Source organism: Dyadobacter sp. BHUBP1, from assembly GCF_050587785.1.
Classification (GTDB): Bacteria; Bacteroidota; Bacteroidia; order Cytophagales; family Spirosomataceae; genus Dyadobacter.
The window spans coordinates 1050917-1072091 of record NZ_JBOBIH010000001.1 but is presented as its reverse complement, the minus strand read 5'-3'; the positions used below and the strand labels follow the sequence as shown (position 1 = coordinate 1072091).

The window sequence follows — 21175 nt, the reverse complement described above, 5'->3', positions numbered from 1 at the left end:
ACATGAAATTAGCATTGAATAAATATATCAGAGCAACCACATTGAGCGTACTCACCGGCTCAGCGATGGTCGTGGCCGGCTGTACGGGCGACTTCGACGAACTGAATACCAGCCGCACAGCGCTCACCGCCATCACCGATGCGGAAATTCCTTACCTGTTCTCCCGGGCACAGCAGCAGTCGTCTTATTCCGCAGGTACATACCAGACGGCTCAGAACCTGTTCGCGGATTTGTACGCGCAATATTTTGCAACTACCACACCGAACTTCCAGTCGGACCGCTATTTCATGCACCCGACCTGGATCGACAACCACTGGAACCCGGTTTATACCCAGGTGGTACCGCAGCTGCAAATCCTGTTTGAAAAACTGGACAAATCCACATCGCAATATGCACTGGCCAACATCTGGTGGGTGTTTGCATTTCACAGGGTAACCGACTACTATGGTCCTATCCCCTATTCGGAAGCCGGCAAGGACGCTACGCCGATCAAATATGATCCGCAGGAAGAAATCTACAACGATTTTTTCAAACGTTTGACCGAGGCAACTGCATTGCTCAAAGGCAAAACAACCGACAAGCCCTACGGCACCTACGATATTGTCTATGGTGGTGATGTGAATAAATGGATCAAATTCGCGAATACGTTGCGCCTGCGTCTGGCACTTCGCATCTCGAAAGTAAATCCTGCCAAAGCAAAGACAGAAGCAGAAGCCGCAATAGCGGGAGGTCTCCTCACCGACGTTGCAGACAACGCCTACATGGCGAAAAGCTTGCTTGGTGGAGACAATAATGGCCTTGCGACCATCTCCGGATGGGGCGAGTTCCGGATGAGCGCGGCTATGGAGTCAGTACTGAAAGGTTATGACGACCCTCGCATCGGCATCTACTTTCAGCCTGCATTTCTTACCAAAACCTACGAAGGTATACGTAATGGACTGGGTCCCACAGAACTTGCCATTGCCGCGAACAGCAACGACAACAATTCCAACATTGGCGAGCGCTGGATCCGCAACACCGGCGGCGGCTCGGCGTGGGACCGCCAGCTGGCTGTAAAGCAAGATGTAATGCATACTGCTGAAGCCTACTTCCTGCTAGCGGAAGCGGCATTGAATGGCTGGAATGTAGGCAGCGGAACCGCTCAGTCATTTTATGAAAAAGGTATCCAGGCTTCGATGGAAGGCTGGGGCATTACTGGAGCGGCAGTTACTACTTATATTAACAGCACCAAAACACCTGTGGCCCCCGGCGACCAGCAACAATCCGCAGCACTTTCCAACATTCCGGTAAAATGGGGCGCCACAGAAGCTATCCAGAGAGAGCAGATTGCTACGCAGAAATGGCTGGCACTGTACCCCGACGGTATCGAAGCATGGGCGGAATTCCGCCGCACAAGAATGCCTAAGCTCTATCCGGTGGTCAACTCGGTCAACACCGACGTTCCTACCACCGCGGTAGTAAGGCGGATCCCATTCCTGTTGCAGGAGAAACAAAACAACGGAGCTGCGGTAGAGGCGGCGACTAAATTGCTCGGCGGGCCCGACAATGCGGCGACTCCGCTCTGGTGGGACAAAAACTAGCAATTCTGATGGAAAACGAGTGCCTTCCGGAATATTTTCATCGGAAGGCACTTTCAAAAAACACTCAATCGGAATAAAAAGGCATCGAAACAGGTATTGACCAAAGTTTATTTTTAAATTTTTTAATTATTAAAAAAATAATCCTACAAAACAGAGTATCGGGCCCTATAAAACGCATCCTTGCTCTGCATACTGTCTGAACCTCTTTGTCAAGCCTTTAACCAATCTATTCAGTCCCTTAACCATTATGATAAACCGCAGAGATTTAATCAAGCATCTGTCCACAGTTCCCCTCCTGGGCGGATTCCTGGGCAATGGCACCGCCGAAGCAGCCGGCTTGCTGGCCAAGGCTCCCATTCGTAACCTCGCCAAAGAACTCGGCATTCGTACTTTTATTAATGCAGCGGGTACCTACACAATGATGACTGGTTCCCTTATGCAGGACGATGTGGTGGCGACGATCCAGGGCGCGGCGAAGGAGTTTATGATGCTCGATGAGGTCCAGACCAAGGTAGGCGAGAAAATCGCCGCTATTACGCATGCCGAATCGGCTGTGGTTACTGCCGGCTGCTTCTCGGCACTGACGCTCGGCCTCGCGGGCGTGCTCACCGGCATGGATCAAAAGAAAGTGGAGGCGCTTCCGCATCTGGAAGGTACCGGAATGAAGTCCGAGGTGATCATTCAGAAGGGGCATAACATCGGGTATTCGCATGCATTGACTAACACCGGATGTAAAATCGTACAGGTTGAAACTGTGGAAGAGTTACAGAAAGCCATTAATGAAAAGACCGCGTTGATGTGGTTTCTTCATATTCAATCCGATAAAGGGCTGATCAAACACGAACAGTGGATCGAAATCGCCAAAAAGAACGGCATTCCTACCATGATCGACATGGCTGCCGATGTACCGCCAGTTGAGAACCTCTGGCGTTTCAACGACCTGGGCTTCGACCTCGTGTGTGTATCAGGCGGCAAAGCGATGCGCGGGCCGCAAAGCGCGGGTATCCTTATGGGTAAAAAGCAATATATCGATGCAGCCCGCCTCAGCATGCCGCCGCGCGGCTCAACCATCGGACGCGGCATGAAAGTGAATAAAGAAGAGATCCTCGGCATGTACGTCGCGCTCGACAATTTCGTGAAGATGGATCACAAAAAAGAATGGAAAATATGGGAGGACCGCGTCGCGACCATTGAGAACGCTGTAAAAGGCGTGAAAGGTGTCGTTACCGAAGTAACCGTCCCTGAATTAGGTAACCATACCCCCACATTGAAAGTGTCGTGGGATGCCGCCAAAGTGAGCCTGCCTGTGAAAGCATTACAGGAGAGCTTGCGCAAAGGCAACCCGTCGATTGAGGTAATGCCCGGCGAAAACAATTCGCTGACCATTACCACCTGGATGCTCAAACCGGGCGAGGAGAAGATCGTGGCATCCAGACTGAAAGAAGAACTGTCGAAAGCAGTTGTTTAAATATGTACAGTACCATTTAACTCTTCCTAAACCCAAACCTTTTTCAAGAAGTAAAATGCAACACAGGTCCATCCTTTTCACTCTTCTGGCATGTCTGCTTGGTGTGGCTTCTCATGCCCAGACGTACAGCATACTGATCAAAGGCGGCACGGTGATCGACCCGAAGAACAATATCAATCAGGTGATGGATGTCGGTATTTTCGAAGGAAAGATCAAAAAAGTGGCGAAGGATATCGATCCCAAGGAGGCCCGCCAGGTGGTGGATGCCAAAGGGATGTATGTTACACCCGGATTGATCGATATCCATGGACACGTGTTTTTCGGTACCGAGCCAAACCATTACCTCAGTAATGGTTTGGTGGCGTTACCACCCGACGGCTTCACTTTCCGCGTTGGCGTGACAACGATCGTCGACGCGGGCGGTGCCGGCTGGGATTCATTTTCCGAGTTTAAGAATAATGTAATTTTCAATTCTAAAACCCGCGTACTTTCGTTCCTGAACATCGTGGGACAAGGCATGCGCGGCGGTGCATGGGAGCAGGACACCGCCGATATGGACCCGAACCTGGCCGCTGGCGTCGCCATCAGAAACCGAAACGACATAGTCGGTTTCAAGGTGGCCCATTTCCAAGGTAAGGATTGGAAACCGGTGGATAATGCGGTGAAAGCCGGTAAATTAGCCAATATGCCCGTCATGGTGGATTTCGGAGGCAGCACTCCTCCCCTTCCCCTCGAAGAGCTGTTTATGAAGCATCTTCGCCCGGGCGACATTTATACACACGCATACACATTGCTCGAGGGCAATATCAGAGAAACCATTGTGGACGAAGCGACGCAAAAAGTGAAACCGTTCGCAATCGAAGCCCGAAAGAAAGGCATTGTATTCGATGTAGGCTATGGCGGCGCAAGCTTCAACTATTCACAGGCGATCCCGGCCATGAAAGCCGGTTTTTATCCTACTACCATTAGTACCGACCTTCATACCGGTAGCATGAACGGCTCGATGAAGGACATGCTGAGCATTATGTCGAAATTCTATAATATGGGCATGGATTTGCCGGCGATCATCAAAGCCAGCACCTGGGAGCCCGCGAAAGTGATCCACCGCGAACAGCTCGGCCACATTTCCGAAGGCGCCATCGCCGACGTAGCCGTTTTTTCAATGCGAAAAGGGAATTTCGGCTTTTATGACAAAACCGGCTACAAAGTAGAAGGCAAGGAAAAGCTGGAATGCGAACTCACTGTCATGGGCGGAAAAATAGTTTATGATTTGAATGGCATTACGACGCCGATATATTTGAAGTAGTACTTCGGCAGTCGGCTGTCGGCTATCAAACCAAAAAGCCGACTGTCAATAGCCGAAGTTCATAAACTCTCTTAGTTGAACTTTGTTTTTGAAATAGTTCTTCGGCTGCCAACCAACGAACAAAAAAAGCCGATTGCCGACAGCCGATCGCCGAAGTCCCTAAACCCCTCTTAATTGACCTATGTTTAAGAAACGCTTGAAACTGTCTGCTTCCCTCCTGATGCTGCTGGCGCTCGGGTTTACGCAGCATTCCGACCGGGATTTGCCGGTGGTTAATACCAAAAATGGTGGCTTGTTTTTGCCGGACGGATTTGAGGCTACGGTGGTAGTCGACAGCCTTCCGGGCCGCGCAAGGCACATTGCCGTGAATGATAATGGGGATATTTATGTGAAAGCACGGTTTGCGGACAAAGGCGAATCCGTTATCGCGCTCCGCGACACCAACAACGACGGACGGGCTGACGTTATCAAACGGTTCGGCGGCGCTGCGAGAGAGCGTGCCTATGGTACCGCGATGCGTATTTATAAGGGCTACCTGTATTTCAGCTCCGAACTGGTTGTGTACCGCTACAAACTCACTCCCGGCAAGCTGGTTCCCGAAAGCCCGGAAGAAGTGATATTGACCGACGATCACCCCCACGGAATGCATGAGCACATTGCGAAGCCGATCACCTTTGACGACAAGGGTTTTATGTACGTGCCTTTCGGTGCGAATTCCAATGCCTGCCAGGAGCAAAACCGTACGCCCGGCTCCAAAGGTATGGACCCGTGCCCGATCCTGGAAGACCACGGCGGCATCTGGAAATTTGATGCGAACAAAACGGGTCAGTTGCAGAAAGACGGTATCAAATTCGCTACCGGCCTGAGAAGTGTCGTGGCATTGGACTGGAATTTCCAGGACAACAATTTATATGCAGTGCAACACGGCCGCGATGACCTTTTGCGCCTTTGGCCGCAGCTCTATAATGGCTGGCAGAGTGCTATGCTGCCGTCCGAGGAGTTTTTAAGAATTAAAGAAGGTACCCACGCGGGCTGGCCCTATTGCTACTGGGACCAGATGCAAGCCAAAAAAGTACTGAACCCGGAATATGGCGGTGACGGTAAAATTGTAGGTCAATGCGACCAGTACGAGAAACCTTTGATCGGTTTTCCCGGCCACTGGGCGCCTAACGACATTCTTTTCTACCAGGGCAATCAGTTTCCTGAGCATTATAAAAATGGGTCGTTCATTGCATTCCACGGTTCTACCAACCGGGCTCCGTATCCGCAGTCGAGCTACTTTATTGGGTTTGTGCCTTTTAAGAATGGTCAGGTAGCAGGCGAATATGAGATTTTTGCAGACGGTTTTGCCGGCCTTGATCCCATCGTGAACGTAAGCGATGCGGTTTATCGCCCGATGGGTATCGCCATGGGTCCCGATGGCTCGATCTACCTCGCCGAAACCGAGAAAGGCAAGATCTGGAAAGTGACCTACAAGGGCAACAAAAAGAAATTCACGAAAACGGCGTTGGCAAAAATGGAGCAACGCAAGACAATGACCCATATCCGCACACCCGATTTTGTGAACGACAACCTGGACAAAGACAAACCCGTTGCAGGCGGAAAAGTTTACAGTGTGTATTGCAGCGCTTGCCACCAACGCAACGGTATGGGCGACTCGCAGCGTTTTCCACCGCTGGGAGGTGCCGAATGGGTTACCGGTGACAAAGAGCGGCTGATTAAGGTGTTGTTGAATGGTTTGGAAGGCCCTATCGAGGTAAAAGGACAAGCCTACAACAACGTAATGCCCCAGCACAGCTTTTTGAAAGACGAGGAAATTTCAGAGGTATTGACCCACATCCGGAGCAATTTCGGAAACAATGCAAGCCCGGTCACAACCGAAGAAGTGGCCAAAGTACGGGCGTCGATCAAGTAAAGAGATATTACGCCATTCATCTTCCAACCCCGTTTAAGCGGATATTACTCTCCGGCAATTGAGTGTTCCTTTGAAGGGGTTGGAGGAAGAATGGCGAAAGTAACTAATTCACCATTTCTGTATATTCATGTTGAAAAACAACATTATAGCCGCAAGCTTTATCATGCTTTCCGGAATAGGCCTCGCGGGGTTTTCTTCCGAGAAGAACACTTTCACACGCAACTCCCAGGAGCCCTGGAAGGCGCCGGCCTGGGCTGACACGCTGAAAAACCCCTACCACGAAGAGCCGCTCACGCTCGCACAAGGCGAAGAATTATTTACCTTATACTGCTCTTCCTGCCACGGCGAAGGCGGTTACGGCGACGGCGCGGCAGGCGGCGCATTGGGCCAGAAACCAGCCAACTTTCACGATACGCTGGTAAAAGCGCAAAGCGATGGCTCACTGTTTTGGAAGATGTCCAACGGCCGCGGTAACATGCCGCCATTCCAGGATGTGTTCACGGCCGAGCAGCGCTGGCAGCTTGTAGCGTACATCCGGCACTTGGGCAAACAAGAGTGATGTAGTACGTCGGCTTTCGGCAGTCGGCTATCAAACCTAAAAAAAAGCCGATAGCCGACAGCCGACAGCCAAGTCAAAGTCCCCTAAACCCCATAAAAAACACTATGTTACATTACAGCCGCATTATCAAATCCGGATTCACGTCGGCGCTCGCCCTGGGCATGACGTTCCATGTTTTCGGACAACAGCGGGAGGTCACAACCTCCGTCCCCAAAGCACTTCGCGACGACATTACCATTGAAGAGTACATGAAAGTAGAACCGGAAGCGGTGCGCCTGATTCAGCACCCTATAACCGGCGAAATGTATTACACCACGTTTTTCGGTGATGTGGTTAAAATCGTCATCGAGGATGGCAAACCCGTGAGCAAAAAGCTGCTATCCGTCGAAGATCACGGTATTCCACGTCTGCAAGGAGCGGCTTTCCACGGCAATACCCTCTTTCTCGCCGGAAATGTGAGCGTCAACAACAACAAAGGCAACAAAGGCCGGATGGTCCGCTACGAAATGACGAAGGGTGCCGACAAACCGGAAATGACGGTAGTTTTCAATACAGTCGAATACGGCGCTAACAAAACCACCTTCGACCACGGCTGGAACGCGTTGGAAATCAGTCCGGACGGCAAATACATTTACGTCAATACAGGCGCCCGCACCGACCACGGCGAGGTACAGGACAATGGTGGCGAATATCCCAATGCGCGTGACAACGCGCTCACTGCGAATATTTTCCGTTTCCCGATCAACTCCAAAGATCTGTTGCTGTCCACGGATCTCGCCAAGCTGAAAGCCGACGGCTACATCTTTGCGGAAGGCATCAGAAATGCCTACGACATGGCTTTCGACGCAAAAGGCAATCTTTTTGCCGTCTCCAACTCCGGCGACTACGACCATCCCGAGGACATGTTCTGGGTACGAAAGGGCCACCACTACGGTTTCCCCTGGGTAATGGGAGGTATTGAAAATCCACAGCAATTCCCTGATTTCAATCCCGACCCTGAAAAAGACCCTTTCCTGAGCAAGTTTGCATTTGCATTCCTCATGAAATATTTCCACAACGATCCCGACTTTCCGAAACGGCCTGCCGGCGTGAAGTTCTCGCCTTCGGTACAGAACATGGGCCCGGATGCCAACGAGTACCGCGACCGTAAAACCGGTGTGGTCATGGACGGCGACACCACCGGCGTTACGGTGGGCACATTCAACGCGCACTCGTCGCCACTTGGCCTTTTCTTTGATACACATAATGCATTGGGCAAAGAGTTCACCGGTGACGGCTTCGTGATCCGCTATACCGGCGGTCCGCGTAATGGTGTCGTCAACCCGAACCCGCTGCGCCGGTATGGTAAAGACCTGCTGCACCTGGAAATGGTTTATGACAAAAAGACCGACAATTACAAAACCAGAACCACCAGCATTATCAACAACTTCACAGCCCCGACTGATGCCCTCCTGGTTGGTAACACACTGTATGTCATCGAGTACGGAGGCAAGCAAGGAGGTAACAAAGCCGGCGGAAGTCTTTGGAAGATAACATTGCCTGCCAATGACAAACTGGTGAAAAAAGCCAAAAAGAAAAACTCGTAATACATCTCGTTCTACATATAACTTTAATTAATCTGTTATGAAATCTGAAAGAAGATCTCTTATCAAAAAACTTTTTGCATCGGTTGCCGGCATCGCGGGCATCGGCGCTGTATCGAAAGTGCAGGCAGCTGTACCAGCGCCGGCCCCTGAAAAAGAAGTGGGCGATGTGGAAATGTATCAGGACGTGCCTCTCTTCTCGGGCCATACCAAGTTCAATAACCTCGTTTTCGTGGCCGGTAAGGGTGCACATTTCGACGGCGATATTACTGCTCACACCAAGCACGTACTCGATGAATTGGAAAAAGAGCTGATCAAAGCAGGTTCTTCGATGGAAAAAGTACTGAAATGCTCCGTATTTCTCCATGACCTGAACGACTACAAAGCCATGAACGAAGCTTACAAAGGCCGTTTCGGCAGCAAACCACCATGCCGCACCACCGTAGCAGTATACGGCGGTGTTCCAGGCGACTCGCTCGTTGAAATCGATTGTATCGCTTACGTCTAGAATGGGGAGAATGGGAGGAGGGAGAAAGGAGGAAAGGGAGAAAGTCATCGTCCTATTTTCTTCCCTTCATCCTCCATTCTCTGTCCTCCCCTTCCTCCTTTTCCTCCCCTTCCTCCTTTCCTCCTACTTCTTAAAGTAACTATTTCACTCCTATCAATTACTTACTGCATTTTTGACAAACTTTTATTTTGGAATAATACAATTAACCAGGATTAAATTCGCTCACAAAAAATAAAGTCGGACTTATATTTTAGATTATGACGATTTAACGGTTAATTTGTTTAACTGACCCAATGAGAATTGAACAAGAAACAACGCATCGCTGAGGAGAATGAAATTCTTTTAAATCTCTGGCACCAAAGCCAGACCGGGGACAGTCTGGCGTTTTGCCAGCTAGCCGACAAACAATACCGCACACTTTTCAATTACGCCTGCAATTTCACCACTGACAGGGAGTTCATTAAAGACGCGATCCAAGACTTGATGATTCACATCTGGGAAAGGAGACAGAACATCCAAATCCAGTTCGTTACCATTTACTTCCTGCGTGCTTTGCGCAACCAGCTCATGCAGGAATTCCGGCGCCACAATGGCTCTCATCCCTTCCTCGACATCGACGAAGCTCACCAGGTTTCCGACTATCAGACAGTCGAAACCGAAATTGAAAGAAAAGAACTGCTGAACGAAAGCCAGGTCAAAGTGCGGTGCGCCATCGAAGAGCTTCCCCGTCGCCAAAAGGAGGCCGTTTTTCTCAAATATTTCGAAGGAATGGACAACGAGCAGATCGCCGACCTCATGCAGGTAAATCGGCAATCGGTCGCCAACCTTCTTTTTAAAGCGATCACCGCGCTCAAACAGCACATTCATCCGATCAGTAATCTGCTGTTCCTTTGCTTCGCGCTGCAATTCTAGCCGAATTCCCTTCGCTACTCCCGAATCCATCACCAAATTTTTGCGCGATGTTGCGCCTGCATGCAACCGGGCGTTCGTTTAATGCATCCTTCCGGTAACAACCCCTAGCCCATGCAACAAACCTCCGGCCGAACCCTCTGGATCGATTACCTCCGCTCATTTCTGACCGTCCTGGTGGTTGCTCACCACTCCTCTCTTGCCTATACCACCTTTGCGAGCTTTGACAAGGCTGCATACATCCGGTCTACTCACCCGGTGGTCGACACACAGCGCTGGATTGGACTGGACATTTTTGAAAACTTCAACGATGTGTTCTTCATGTCGCTGATGTTCCTCATTGCGGGATTATTCGTCATCAAGAGCATTCAGCGTAAAGGCCCAGGCGCATTTGTCCGCGACAGGTTCTACCGGTTATTTATTCCATTCCTGATCGGTGGTACCATTCTGAACCTTATCGCTCATTACCCTTCCTACATGCTCGCTCACGGGCGCTTGAGCCTGCTCGCATACGTGAAAGATTTCTTCATCGTCGAGCAATGGCCTGTCGGGCCACCGTGGTTTATATGGGTACTGTTCGTGTTCAATATCATATTCGCGTTTATTTACATGGCTTGCAGATCAAAATTCGGAATCACCAAAAACACGGAACCACGAAGCTACCAACCAGCCTCTCTGGTCCTTTGCGCGTTCCTGCTCACGTTTGCATTGTACGTTCCATTCGCATTCTGGCTGGGGCCTTACACATGGACCGGTTTCGGACCGTTCGATTTCCAAGTCAGCCGTGCTGCTTTGTATTTCGGCTACTTCCTGATAGGAACCTGGCTTGGGCATGTGCATTTCAACGAAACGATGTTCGGCCCTTCTGCTCCGCTCGTCCGTCGCTGGCCGCTCTGGCTTGTCGCGTGCGGACTAGTCTATACGTTACTCACCATCGCGTCGCCATACCTGACCACGCTCGTCAAAACCGGAGTATTCACTGAATTCCAGGGATACCTCATTTATTTCACGATTTACGTTTTGTCCTGCATATTCAGCTGCATTGCCTTCATGACCACATTCCGCGCGTTGGTCAAAAGGCATCACAGAGCCTGGGACTCCCTTTCCGAACATGCCTATCTCATCTACCTGCTGCACTACCCGTTTGTGCTCTGGACGCAGTATGCATTGCTTGACGCACCCTTTTCTGCGTTCGGCAAGTTTCTGATTACATTGCTTGTCGCATTTTTTGGAAGTTGGGCCGTCAGCATCCCTCTGAGGAAAATTACATGGATAGCAAAATACATTTAGAGTCCTGAAAGAAAATCACTGCTTTCTGGAACCAAGGGCACCTCGTCCAAACAAATATCCCAATGAAGTACCCGCAAATGCCAGCGCCTTCAAACCAGCATCGGACCAGAAATGTGCGTCGGCGGGCTTTTTGTATGCGGCAGCCAAACAAGTTCCAAAAATTGCAAGGCCTGAGAGGACGCCAATCAATGCGACGAATGTCTGTGTATTTCGCCCATCGCCGAAGAACCAACCCAGAAAGCCAAGGTCTGTACTTCGCATATCCTTTTCATGCCGATTTTGCTCTTTGGCAATTTCGAATTCCATCTGTCGAGCAGCAAGTTGCTTCTCCCCTAGCTCCACGTCTGTCTGCTCGGCCTTTACAATTCCCCTTTTAGCCTGAATCCTTTTAGACTCCATATTCGAAAGAGATCCGGTTCCTGATCACCGGCACAGATACCACGAACAATTCCGAAAGTTGGGTGGCAGAAAACTCTTCCCAATATTTATTGAGCATAAACCGTGGCACCAACAGATTCGCGGCAAACGTGTTAGCTTCTGCCTCCTTCGGATCGTCCGTACGGACATCACCTCGCATAAGCACTTTATAATCAGAGGATTTCGCCCATTCAGCGTGCAATATTCTATGGCCCAGCTCATGCGCGATCGTGAAAGTCTTCCTCAGGGGATATTCGTCCTTGTTCACGAATATGGTATCCTCCTCGAAATCGTAAAAACCCGATATGTTGTTAAGATCTTTCTCAAATTCGACAAAGGAGACCTTTACACCAAGAGCCTTCGCAATGTCCATCGGATTGACGGGCGGCTTCTCCAATCCAAACTGTTGTAATAGACGAATGGCCTCTCCTTTCGCTCTTTGATAGTCCGGCGTCATATAATATCTCATATCAGTTCCTCTACGTAGGTTAACAATTTATTTTCCAGATTTATCTTCGATTTGTTTCATAAAAATACAAGTAGGTCCCAGGATTATCAAATTTATGATACCCAAAAAATCAATCAATGAATATTCGGTAGATATCTGTAAACCAACGGCCAGTTGCCAAGATTTTCATCAGCCGCTCCGCATTTTTATTCGCCCTTCCCAAATTTTTCAAAAATTAATTTCCGAAAAGAGAGTATCGGCCCAATGTTCGTGCATCCTTATTAAAATTAGCCATATTATTATTTGCCCAATATGCTTCATTACCGCAATTTTCTTCCGGAGGAACTGGCCGCCGATCCATCTTTCAGACGCTGGGTGTTGTTCAATAACCCTGCCGATGGAGCCCTGTGGACCGAATGGCTCGAAGACAATCCGGACAAACAGGACCTGGTCAATCACGCCCGGAATTTCCTGGTGTCGACGGAAGCGGCATTCGATCGTATTTCGGATGAGGAAGTGGCTAATGAAATTTACAGGCTCTCGCACGCCATTGGGGAGAACCATGCCAAAAAATCATCGATATGGCTGCGTTTCAGACCCAACTGGTACCATATGGCGGCTTCGGTACTGATCCTGATGTTCGCAGGATGGTGGTACAACAAGCAAACCCTTTCCCAAAAGCAGTCCGATCAGTATAAGGTGATTCTGAGCCAGATCAAGGAGCCCTTGATCGAGACGGTGAATTCCGGGAAAGAGGCCAGGCTGGTCATCCTGGAAGACGGCAGCTCGGTGCTCCTGCAACCCGACAGCCGCATTACCTACCCGCGCCGGTTCGAGGGCCGCAAACGGGAAGTGTTCCTGAGAGGGGAAGCGTTCTTTGAAGTGGCTAAGAATCCCGACAAACCTTTCTACGTGTATGCACATACGCTTGCCACGAAAGTACTGGGAACGAGCTTCAAAGTGAGCGCATTCGACGACCAGGAGGTGAAAGTGGTTGTAAAAACGGGCAAAGTATCGGTATTCCCGATGACAAAAGAAGCGATTGCAAGCCAGCATGCCGATGACAAGCTCGGTGGAATGGTGCTGACCCCCAACCAGCAGATCACATTCGCACCCAATGAGTTACGACTCACCAGAAGCCTGATCCCAGACCCCAAGCTCCTGGAATTACCGATACAGAGACAGTCATTCGAATTCAAGGGAACGCCAATCGCCGAAGTGTTTGCGGCCTTGGAAAAATCATACGGTGTGAAGATCGTATTCGATGCGGAAGTGATGCAGAACTGTTACCTCACCGCCTCGCTCTCCGATGAGCCGCTGTTCGAGAAGATCAATCTGATTTGCAGGACGATCGGCGCACAGTATGAACAGCTCGACGCAAGTATCATCATCAACAGCAAAGGATGTTATTGAAAATACCTTTCTCTCAATACTTTATGACAAATTCACCCGTGCCTATGACCCAAAAACACTACTAATTGCTATTCTACCAAAAAGGTCGATGATGCTGCAACACCACCGACCCGATTAATCCCCCGCTTGTGTACGCTTAACAGCATCTGAATGAGGCTGCTGTGGGAATCATTATGCCGAATTTCAACCCGACAAAAATCAAAATTATGTCAAAAAGAGTACAATTTCACCATGCTTTACAGAAAATCATGCGCATTACTCTGTATCAAGCCCTGCTCTCCATCGCGTTCAGCACTTTCGTCCATGCGAACGACGTGCGTGGACAGCGTGTGCTGGAACAAAAAGTGACTTTGCGTTTAGCCAATTCCGAGATTGACAAGGCATTGGAAAAGATCGAGAATGTGACAAAGGTTAAGTTCATGTACAACCCTCAGATCTTCAACAATCAGAAAGTATCCTATAAATTTCAGGACGAATCGTTATCCGAAGTTCTCAGTAAAATTCTGACTCCGTATAAAGTCATTTACGAAGTGGTTCAGGACCGTATTATCCTGCGCCGCGAACAGGCACCTGTTGAAGAAAATACCATTAAGGCATCGCCGAAACGCAACGTTACGGGAACCGTGAAGGATGAAACCGGCGCAGGCCTCCCGGGCGTAAGCGTGCTCGTAAAAGGTACACAAAGAGGAACGTCCAGTGATGCGGAAGGTAAATTTTTCCTGGATATTCCCGACGGCGAGGTTGCAACTGCCGTTCTGGTTTTCAGTTTTGTAGGTTATACTACGCAGGAAGTTACGGTGGGCAGTCAAACCAGCGTGGACGTACAGCTGGCGCCCGAGGCCAAAGCGTTGAACGAGGTAGTTGTAACGGCTTTGGGTATTTCCAAAGAGAAAAAGGCACTTGCCTATGCAGTGACCGAGGTGAAAGGAAGCGAGTTCACACAAGCCCGTGAAAATAACGTTGCGAATGCCTTGACCGGTAAGATTGCGGGCGTTAACGCCACCGGTATGTCGACAGGCCCCGGCGGTTCCAGCCGCATTATCATCCGTGGTAACGGATCTTTGAGCGGTAACAACCAACCTTTGTATGTAATCAATGGTATGCCTATGGACAATAGCGTTCCGGGTGGTGGCAATGCTTCGGATGGTAATGGTAACAACACCGACCGCGGTGATGGTATCGGCGGTATCAACCCCGACGACATCGAGTCGATCAGCGTTTTGAAAGGCGGTCCTGCGGCTGCGCTTTACGGTGCCCGTGCTTCCAACGGTGTGATTTTGATTACCACCAAAAAAGGCCGTGCACAAAAAGGCATCGGCGTGGAATACAATGGCAACTTCTCGGTGGACAACCTTTCGATCATTCCCGACTGGCAATATGAATACGGCCAGGGTGTGGATGGTGTAAAACCGGCAGACAAGGATAAGGCGAAGAGCTCAGGCCGCTTGTCGTACGGTGCGAAAATGGATGGTACGCCGGTAATCCAGTTCGATGGTGTGGAACGTCCCTATTCGCCTCAGAAAAACAACCTGAAAAACTTCTACCGCACGGGAACCAACTACATCAACTCCCTTTCGTTTACGGGAGGTAACGAACACGTGAATTTCCGTTTCGGTCTGAACAACACCAGCTCGAACAGCATTGTCCCCAATTCTTCCTTTACCAGAAGAATCGCGAACCTGAACCTGAATGCATTTCTGGGAAAAAAGTTGAGCATTGAGACGGTTGTTCAGTACAATATCGAGAACGGCCACAACCGTCCGAAAGTTGGTTATGCTGATTACAATCCGCACTGGGCCACTTACCTGGTTGCAAACACCGTGGATATCAGAAGCCTCGCCCCGGGCTACGACGCGGTTACCGGCAAAGAGGTTGAATGGAACCCCGTACCGGCCGCACCGAATCCTTATTTCGTGATCAACAAGTTTGTCAATGAAGATCAGAAAAACCGTTTCCTCGGTCAGGCCAACATTAAATATGACATCCTCGACAACCTGTTCATTAAAGGAAGCGTAAGCCGCGATTACTACAACTTCAACTATGAGTTCGTAGTACCTACCAACAACGCCTACCAGCCGCTGGGGACCTACGAAGCGAAGAAAGTAACCTCGTCGGAAACCAACGGAATGCTGACGCTGAATTACTCCAAGGACTTCTCCGAAGACCTGAACTTCTCCGCATTGGTGGGTGGCAATATGCAAAGAAGCATTTATGACCAGACCGCCTTCAACGGTTCGGAATTCACGATTCCTGGATTTTACAGCTTCACGAACCTCGCAACATCGACCGTGGTGCCTACTTACAACAAAAGCGCCATCAACTCTATCTTCGGATCCGCCGATTTGGGTTACAAAGGCTTTGCGTACCTGACTTTGTCGGGCCGTCAGGACTGGTTCTCGGTGTTGAACAGCAAAAGCAATAGCATTTTCTACCCTGCCGTTGGTGGTTCACTGATCCTCTCCGAAGCTTTCAACCTGCCAACAGTGGTAAGCTTCGCGAAACTACGTGGTTCGTGGGCACAAGTGGGCGGCGCGAATGTACTTCCCTACCAGATCTACCAAAGCTATGCGATGGCAGTAGGTGGCCACAACGGACGTCCGGTTCAGCAGCTATCTTCGGCGGTGGTACCAAACCCCGATCTGAAACCACTTACTTCCACTACCTATGAAGCAGGTATCGAAGCGAAATTCCTGCAAAACCGTCTGGGAATCGATCTTACGCTGTATAACCGCAAGACCACTAACGACATCGTACAAAGCAATATCGCCGCGACCTCGGGTTACACTTCCGCTTTGTTGAATGTGGGTGAGCTGAGCAACAAGGGTATCGAGTTATTGCTGACAGGAACTGCGGTCAAGCAAAATAATTTCATGTGGGACATCAGCTACAACATGGCTTACAACAAAAGCGAGATCATCAAACTGGCCGATAACCTTCCTTCCCTGAGCATCGGAACGGGCGTAGGCGGTGGTTTGATCAACAACGTAGTGGGCGGTACGTATGGTGAGGTTTGGGGTTACAACAAATTGAAAGATACAAACGGGAATACCGTATTCAACACTGCCAGCGGTTACGCGGTACGTGGTAACCTCGAAAAACTGGGTAATGGTACTCCTCCGCTGACCATGGGTATCACCAACAATTTCAAATACAAGAACTTCTCGCTGAACATCCTCATCGACGGCAAGTTCGGAAGCGTAGTATATTCGAACATGTACCAGTATGCATACCGCTTCGGCTTGCCTAAGGAAACACTTCCCGGCCGTGAAACCGGCCTGACGGTAACCGGTGTAACACCCGAAGGAGCACCTTTCTCCAAAACATGGGAGAAGAAAGACATTGATACTTACTATGACAATGACAAGAACTACACGGGCATTTTCACGTTCAACAACGATTTCGTGAAACTGCGTCAGATTATCTTGAGCTACAACCTGCCTGTCGCGAAAATATTGGGAGGTAAACTGCAATCGGCTTCTGTTTCGATCGTGGGACGTAACCTTGCCTTGCTTTACAAAGACAAGCGCAACAAATATTTCGATCCTGAATCGAGCTATACAAACGGTAATGCGCAAGGGCTGGAAGCATTTGGTGTACCTAGGACCAGAAACATCGGCGTAAACCTGACAGTGAAGTTTTAATCATTCAAAATTACAGTGACGATGAACAAATTCCTGAAACTATCATATATGGCCATGGTGGCCGCCTTCATCTCCTCTTGCGACAATAATTTCGAGGAAATGAATGTAAACCCGAATGCGTCCAGGGATGTCGTGCCCGGCTTCCTGTTTACCCGGGCGCAGTTGACGACCGTGAGCAACAACTATACCGGCGGTGCTTATCTGACGATCGGACAGTCGATGCAGCATTTCGCGACTTACAAGGAAGTGCCTGCGGCAGGTGACAAGTATTTCAATTATACCTACTCAACCGGCAACTGGGCATTGTTTGGCGGCGACCCTGCGACGGCAGGAGCCGTAATCGATCTCGCCCAGGTAATCGACGCGCTGAAAACCTCGCCGGACAATGTAAACAAAATGTCGGTTTCGCGGATATGGAAGGCGTACCTCTACCACCGCCTCACTGATCTTTATGGTGACATCCCATACACGGACGCCGGAAAGGCCCTTACGGACAAAAACTTCACTCCCAAGTATGACACGCAGGCCTTTATCTATGCCGACATGCTCAAAGAGATCGAAGAATCCATTGCCGCATTCGACGCCAGTAAGCCTACCTTCGGCACTGCAGACCTGATTTACGGCGGAAATGTGACGCAATGGAAGAAGTTCGGCTATTCGCTCATGCTGCGCCTCGGTATGCACCTTACCGAAGTGGACCCTGCCATGGCTGAAACCTGGGTAAAGAAAGCGATCGCCGGCGGCGTAATCACCACTGACGCGGATCTGGCGAAGATCGACTATGTGGACGGCTCCATCACTGCGAGCCGCAATTTCATCTCCGCCGGATTAATGAGCACCGACTACGTATCTCCCGGTGGCGATAACGTAGAAGGCGGCAAGTTTGCAAAAACGCTGATCGACCATCTGAAAACCACAAGCGATCCGCGCCTGAATGTGATTTCAGTGGTATGGACCAAAGCATCCGATAAAGCCCCTTACGTGGCCGACACGGCTACCGCACTGCAAAAAGGGATGCAAAATGCCGCTTTCAACGGCCTGCCTGCCAATTTCGATCAATACTCGGAGCCTAACCCTGCGACGATCTTGAAATACAATGCACCGTTGCTCGTTATGACCCCTGCCGAAATACACCTGTTGCTCGCAGAGGCCAACCTGAGAGGTTGGTACAGCGGCGCTACCGCCGAGGCATCCTACAACGCCGCAGTTACTTCCGGTCTGAAACAATGGGCATTATTTGGCACGGCAGGTATCATCTCCGATGCTAAAATCGCCGCTTACCTGAAAGCGAACCCTTTCAATGCAACCGGAACGACAGCACAGAAAATGGAGCAGATCGGTACGCAGAAATGGGTATCCCTCCTGTTGGAAGACGAATACGAGATCTTCGCCAACTGGCGCCGCACAGGCTATCCCAAGCTGACGCCGACCAACTATCCCGGTAACCTCACCGGCGGCCAGATCCCGACCCGCTTCGTGATCCCCGATACGGAGGAGCAATACAATAAAGAGAATTTTTACGAAGCGCGTACCCGCCAGGGCGGCACCAACACGCTTTCGAGCAAAGTTTGGTGGGATAAATAAGCGGAATTTATGCGCTGTTTGCCTGTGAAGTGAATGACCGATACGGATTGCCGACCAAAATCGGCAGTCCGTATCGCTTTTTAAGCCTGAAATTTTTCGATCCGTGAATGAGGTATTTCAATGCGTTTCCTTGTCTTAACCATAATAGTTCTTTCCTAAACCAAAACCCATGATCAAAAAAGTATTCATTGCCGCCGCCCTCTTCTGTTCTGCCGGTTTTGCCGCACAGGCTCAGAAGTATTCGATCGTCATCAAAGGCGGTCATGTGATTGACCCCAAAAACAATATCAACAGCATCATGGACGTCGCGCTGAAAGGCGACACGGTAATGCTCGTTGCCCAAAACATCGACGCCAAGGAAGGTGTGCAGGTGGTGAATGCGAAAGGCCTTTTCGTGACGCCGGGCCTGATCGACATGCATTCGCACAATTTCTTCGGCACCAAAATGGACCAGACTTACAGCAACGGTCCTAACGCCCTTCCTCCCGACGGCTTCACATTCCGCACCGGCGTTACCACCGTTGTGGATGCAGGCTGCGCGGGTTGGAAATCCTTCCCTGATTTCAAGAAACAAACCATTGACGCTTCCCGCACCCGCGTGCTCTCGTTCCTGAACATCGTAGGCGAAGGTATGCGCGGCGGCACGTACGAGCAGAACGTCGAAGACATGGATGCTGCCGCTACCGCCAAAGTCGCGAAAGAATATCCTGAACATATCGTCGGTATCAAGCTTGCCCATTTCAATGGTTACAACTGGACGCCTACCGACCGCGCTGTGGAAGCCGGCAAGCTGGCCAATATTCCGGTCATGATCGATTTCGGCGGCAGCCAGCCGGTATTGCCCATTGAAGAGCTTTTCATGAAACACCTCCGCCCGGGCGACATTTTCACGCACTGCTTCGGCCAGCTTGCCAGCCGCGAGCCGATCGTGGACGTGAAAGCCGGTAAAGTGAAGCCATTCGTGTATGAAGCACGCAAAAAAGGCATCATTTTCGATGTGGGTTACGGAGGTATCAGCTTCGCATTCTCGCAGGCGATCCCGGCCATCAAAACCGGTTTTTATCCCAACACTATCAGCACGGACATCCATACCGGCAGTATGAACAATGCCATGAAGGACATGCTGAATGTGATGTCCAAATTCTTAGCCATGGGTATGGATCTGCCGGCGGTGATCAAAGCCAGCACCTGGGCTCCGGCACAAGCCATTCACCGCGAAGAGCTGGGTAATCTCTCGGTGGGTTCACGTGCGGACGTATCCGTATTGCGCGTACTCGACGGCAAGTTCCAGATGAACGACACCGGCACATTCGGTTTCTTCGATTACACCGGCGCCAAAGTACAGGGCAAGCAGAAACTCGAAGCCGAAGTGACGATCCGCGCAGGTAAGGTGGTGTACGACCTGAATGGCCTGACCAACCCTATCGTGGTTTCAAGAAGATAATCTGAACGGGAGCTCTGGATGATTTAACCAGACAGGGCCCCGATTGATATTTTACCTAATTTTACCTACTCAATATATTCCTGCCGCACATTTTCTTGTCTTATGAAACTACCAATTCTCTCTTTAACGACGATCCTGACCCTAACCCTTGGAGGCCCGCAGACCGCGAAGGCGCAGACTATGCCAAAAGAAGAACTGATTTTCCTGACCTCCGAATGGAAAGGTGAACGCTTCCCCGACGGCCGCCCGAAAATCTCCGACGACCTCGTCCGCCGCGCAAAGGACATCAATATCGAAGAAGCCTGGGTAGTGCTCAAAAACGAAGGCTATAACTGCCAGTTTGAAGGCAACTGGAAAATCGTGCACGACGACGTGGTGATCGCCGGCCGTGCACTGACGGCGCAGTTCATGCCTTCACGCCCGGATATCGAAAAGAATATCAAAGACCGCGGTGCCAAACAAGGCCGCATCGGCAATACCAACTCCTGGCCGATCGACATGCTCAGCAAAGGCGACGTATACGTAGCCGACGGTATGGGCAAAATAGTGGAAGGTACGCTGATCGGCGATAACCTGGCCAATTCTATTTTTGCCAAAACCGGCAATGGTGTGGTATTCGACGCCTCCGTGCGCGACCTCGACGGCCTCTCCAAAATCCCCGGTTTCAATGCATTCGTCCGTGATTTCGATCCTTCGTATCTCAAAGACGCGGTGGTCACCGGCATCAATACTCCTATTCGCATCGGCCGCGCGGTAGTACTTCCCGGCGATCTGGTTTTGGCCAAAAAAGAAGGGGTAATCTTCGTCCCGTCGCACATGGTCGAGAAAGTGGTGCAAACCGCCGAATTCATCGCACTGCGTGACAAATTCGGCATTCAAATGCTGAAAGAAGGCAAATACACCCCAGGCCAGATTGACAGCCAATGGACCGACGCTCTGAAAACAGACTTCCTGAAATGGCTCGACAAGAACCCGAACGAAATCCCTATGAAGCGTTCGGAGCTAGACGAATACATGAAAAAAAGAACCTGGTAAACGAGTAATCCGGCCGGGTTTTAAGCATTTCCTGTTTGGTGAAGCAGACAGGAATTTTCTTTCGCTTTTTTAAAA

The 21175-nt window shown here is 50.2% G+C and carries 16 protein-coding genes; 14 read left to right on the top strand and 2 right to left on the bottom strand.

Annotated elements, in window-relative coordinates; all coding sequences use genetic code 11:
- The first annotated feature begins 2 nt into the window (after positions 1-2).
- The 9 genes from ACQ4MZ_RS04475 to ACQ4MZ_RS04435 all read left to right on the top strand — a co-directional run bounded on the left by ACQ4MZ_RS04475 (position 3) and on the right by ACQ4MZ_RS04435 (position 11118).
- Positions 3-1580, top strand: a complete 1578-nt coding sequence (locus tag ACQ4MZ_RS04475) for a SusD/RagB family nutrient-binding outer membrane lipoprotein (protein ID WP_430843364.1) — start codon at positions 3-5, stop codon at positions 1578-1580.
- Between the two features lie 247 nt (positions 1581-1827).
- Positions 1828-3048, top strand: coding sequence for an aminotransferase class V-fold PLP-dependent enzyme (locus tag ACQ4MZ_RS04470; RefSeq protein WP_430843362.1), 1221 nt, complete (start codon positions 1828-1830; stop codon positions 3046-3048).
- Between the two features lie 55 nt (positions 3049-3103).
- Positions 3104-4354, top strand: a complete 1251-nt coding sequence (locus ACQ4MZ_RS04465) for an amidohydrolase/deacetylase family metallohydrolase (RefSeq protein WP_430843360.1) — start codon at positions 3104-3106, stop codon at positions 4352-4354.
- A 181-nt stretch (positions 4355-4535) separates the two neighbouring features.
- Positions 4536-6269 (top strand): PQQ-dependent sugar dehydrogenase, encoded by a 1734-nt coding sequence (locus ACQ4MZ_RS04460; protein ID WP_430843358.1) that lies wholly within the window; start codon positions 4536-4538, stop codon positions 6267-6269.
- A 127-nt stretch (positions 6270-6396) separates the two neighbouring features.
- Positions 6397-6828, top strand: coding sequence for a c-type cytochrome (locus ACQ4MZ_RS04455; protein WP_430843356.1), 432 nt, complete (start codon positions 6397-6399; stop codon positions 6826-6828).
- A gap of 104 nt (positions 6829-6932) precedes the next feature.
- Positions 6933-8414, top strand: a complete 1482-nt coding sequence (locus ACQ4MZ_RS04450) for a PQQ-dependent sugar dehydrogenase (RefSeq protein ID WP_430843354.1) — start codon at positions 6933-6935, stop codon at positions 8412-8414.
- Positions 8415-8451: 37 nt separating this feature from the next.
- Complete coding sequence (locus ACQ4MZ_RS04445) at positions 8452-8919, top strand: RidA family protein (protein WP_106598504.1); 468 nt, start codon at positions 8452-8454, stop codon at positions 8917-8919.
- 300 nt (positions 8920-9219) lie between these two features.
- Positions 9220-9831 carry an RNA polymerase sigma factor gene (locus tag ACQ4MZ_RS04440; protein ID WP_430843352.1) on the top strand — a complete coding sequence of 204 codons (612 nt, stop codon included), beginning with the start codon at positions 9220-9222 and terminating at the stop codon, positions 9829-9831.
- 111 nt (positions 9832-9942) lie between these two features.
- Positions 9943-11118 carry an acyltransferase family protein gene (locus ACQ4MZ_RS04435; RefSeq protein WP_430843350.1) on the top strand — a complete coding sequence of 392 codons (1176 nt, stop codon included), beginning with the start codon at positions 9943-9945 and terminating at the stop codon, positions 11116-11118.
- Positions 11119-11133: 15 nt separating this feature from the next.
- Here the strand turns inward: ACQ4MZ_RS04435 and ACQ4MZ_RS04430 are convergent, their stop codons facing one another.
- Together ACQ4MZ_RS04430 and ACQ4MZ_RS04425 are read right to left on the bottom strand one after the other, a co-directional pair.
- On the bottom strand, positions 11134-11517 hold the full coding sequence (locus ACQ4MZ_RS04430; RefSeq protein WP_430843348.1) for a hypothetical protein: 384 nt from the start codon (positions 11515-11517) through the stop codon (positions 11134-11136).
- Positions 11507-11992 carry an ImmA/IrrE family metallo-endopeptidase gene (locus tag ACQ4MZ_RS04425; protein ID WP_430843346.1) on the bottom strand — a complete coding sequence of 162 codons (486 nt, stop codon included), beginning with the start codon at positions 11990-11992 and terminating at the stop codon, positions 11507-11509. Before ACQ4MZ_RS04425 ends, ACQ4MZ_RS04430 begins: the two co-directional genes overlap by 11 nt.
- A gap of 303 nt (positions 11993-12295) precedes the next feature.
- On the opposite strand from ACQ4MZ_RS04425, the gene ACQ4MZ_RS04420 reads away from it, so the two are divergent.
- The 5 genes from ACQ4MZ_RS04420 (at position 12296) to ACQ4MZ_RS04400 (ending at position 21100) form a co-directional block, all read left to right on the top strand.
- Entirely contained in the window at positions 12296-13396 is a 1101-nt protein-coding gene (locus tag ACQ4MZ_RS04420; RefSeq protein WP_430843344.1) for a FecR family protein, read from the top strand.
- 206 nt (positions 13397-13602) lie between these two features.
- Complete coding sequence (locus tag ACQ4MZ_RS04415; RefSeq protein WP_430843342.1) at positions 13603-17037, top strand: SusC/RagA family TonB-linked outer membrane protein; 3435 nt, start codon at positions 13603-13605, stop codon at positions 17035-17037.
- A 21-nt stretch (positions 17038-17058) separates the two neighbouring features.
- A complete protein-coding gene (locus tag ACQ4MZ_RS04410) occupies positions 17059-18621 on the top strand; it encodes a SusD/RagB family nutrient-binding outer membrane lipoprotein (protein WP_430843340.1) in 1563 nt (520 codons plus the stop codon).
- 169 nt (positions 18622-18790) lie between these two features.
- A complete protein-coding gene (locus ACQ4MZ_RS04405) occupies positions 18791-20065 on the top strand; it encodes an amidohydrolase/deacetylase family metallohydrolase (RefSeq protein ID WP_430843338.1) in 1275 nt (424 codons plus the stop codon).
- A gap of 102 nt (positions 20066-20167) precedes the next feature.
- Entirely contained in the window at positions 20168-21100 is a 933-nt protein-coding gene (locus ACQ4MZ_RS04400) for an RraA family protein (protein WP_430843336.1), read from the top strand.
- Positions 21101-21175: the final 75 nt, after the last annotated feature.

Bases quoted from the DNA above. Each gene is read 5' to 3' on its own strand.
- ACQ4MZ_RS04415 (WP_430843342.1), top strand. From the start codon at position 13,603: ATGTCAAAAAGAGTACAATTTCACCATGCTTTACAGAAAATCATGCGC.
- ACQ4MZ_RS04400 (WP_430843336.1), top strand. From the start codon at position 20,168: ATGAAACTACCAATTCTCTCTTTAACGACGATCCTGACCCTAACCCTT.
- ACQ4MZ_RS04405 (WP_430843338.1), top strand. From the start codon at position 18,791: ATGATCAAAAAAGTATTCATTGCCGCCGCCCTCTTCTGTTCTGCCGGT.
- ACQ4MZ_RS04460 (WP_430843358.1), top strand. From the start codon at position 4,536: ATGTTTAAGAAACGCTTGAAACTGTCTGCTTCCCTCCTGATGCTGCTG.
- ACQ4MZ_RS04435 (WP_430843350.1), top strand. From the start codon at position 9,943: ATGCAACAAACCTCCGGCCGAACCCTCTGGATCGATTACCTCCGCTCA.
- ACQ4MZ_RS04445 (WP_106598504.1), top strand. From the start codon at position 8,452: ATGAAATCTGAAAGAAGATCTCTTATCAAAAAACTTTTTGCATCGGTT.
- ACQ4MZ_RS04470 (WP_430843362.1), top strand. From the start codon at position 1,828: ATGATAAACCGCAGAGATTTAATCAAGCATCTGTCCACAGTTCCCCTC.
- ACQ4MZ_RS04475 (WP_430843364.1), top strand. From the start codon at position 3: ATGAAATTAGCATTGAATAAATATATCAGAGCAACCACATTGAGCGTA.
- ACQ4MZ_RS04465 (WP_430843360.1), top strand. From the start codon at position 3,104: ATGCAACACAGGTCCATCCTTTTCACTCTTCTGGCATGTCTGCTTGGT.
- ACQ4MZ_RS04425 (WP_430843346.1), bottom strand. From the start codon at position 11,992: ATGACGCCGGACTATCAAAGAGCGAAAGGAGAGGCCATTCGTCTATTA.
- ACQ4MZ_RS04450 (WP_430843354.1), top strand. From the start codon at position 6,933: ATGTTACATTACAGCCGCATTATCAAATCCGGATTCACGTCGGCGCTC.
- ACQ4MZ_RS04430 (WP_430843348.1), bottom strand. From the start codon at position 11,517: ATGGAGTCTAAAAGGATTCAGGCTAAAAGGGGAATTGTAAAGGCCGAG.
- ACQ4MZ_RS04410 (WP_430843340.1), top strand. From the start codon at position 17,059: ATGAACAAATTCCTGAAACTATCATATATGGCCATGGTGGCCGCCTTC.
- ACQ4MZ_RS04420 (WP_430843344.1), top strand. From the start codon at position 12,296: ATGCTTCATTACCGCAATTTTCTTCCGGAGGAACTGGCCGCCGATCCA.
- ACQ4MZ_RS04455 (WP_430843356.1), top strand. From the start codon at position 6,397: ATGTTGAAAAACAACATTATAGCCGCAAGCTTTATCATGCTTTCCGGA.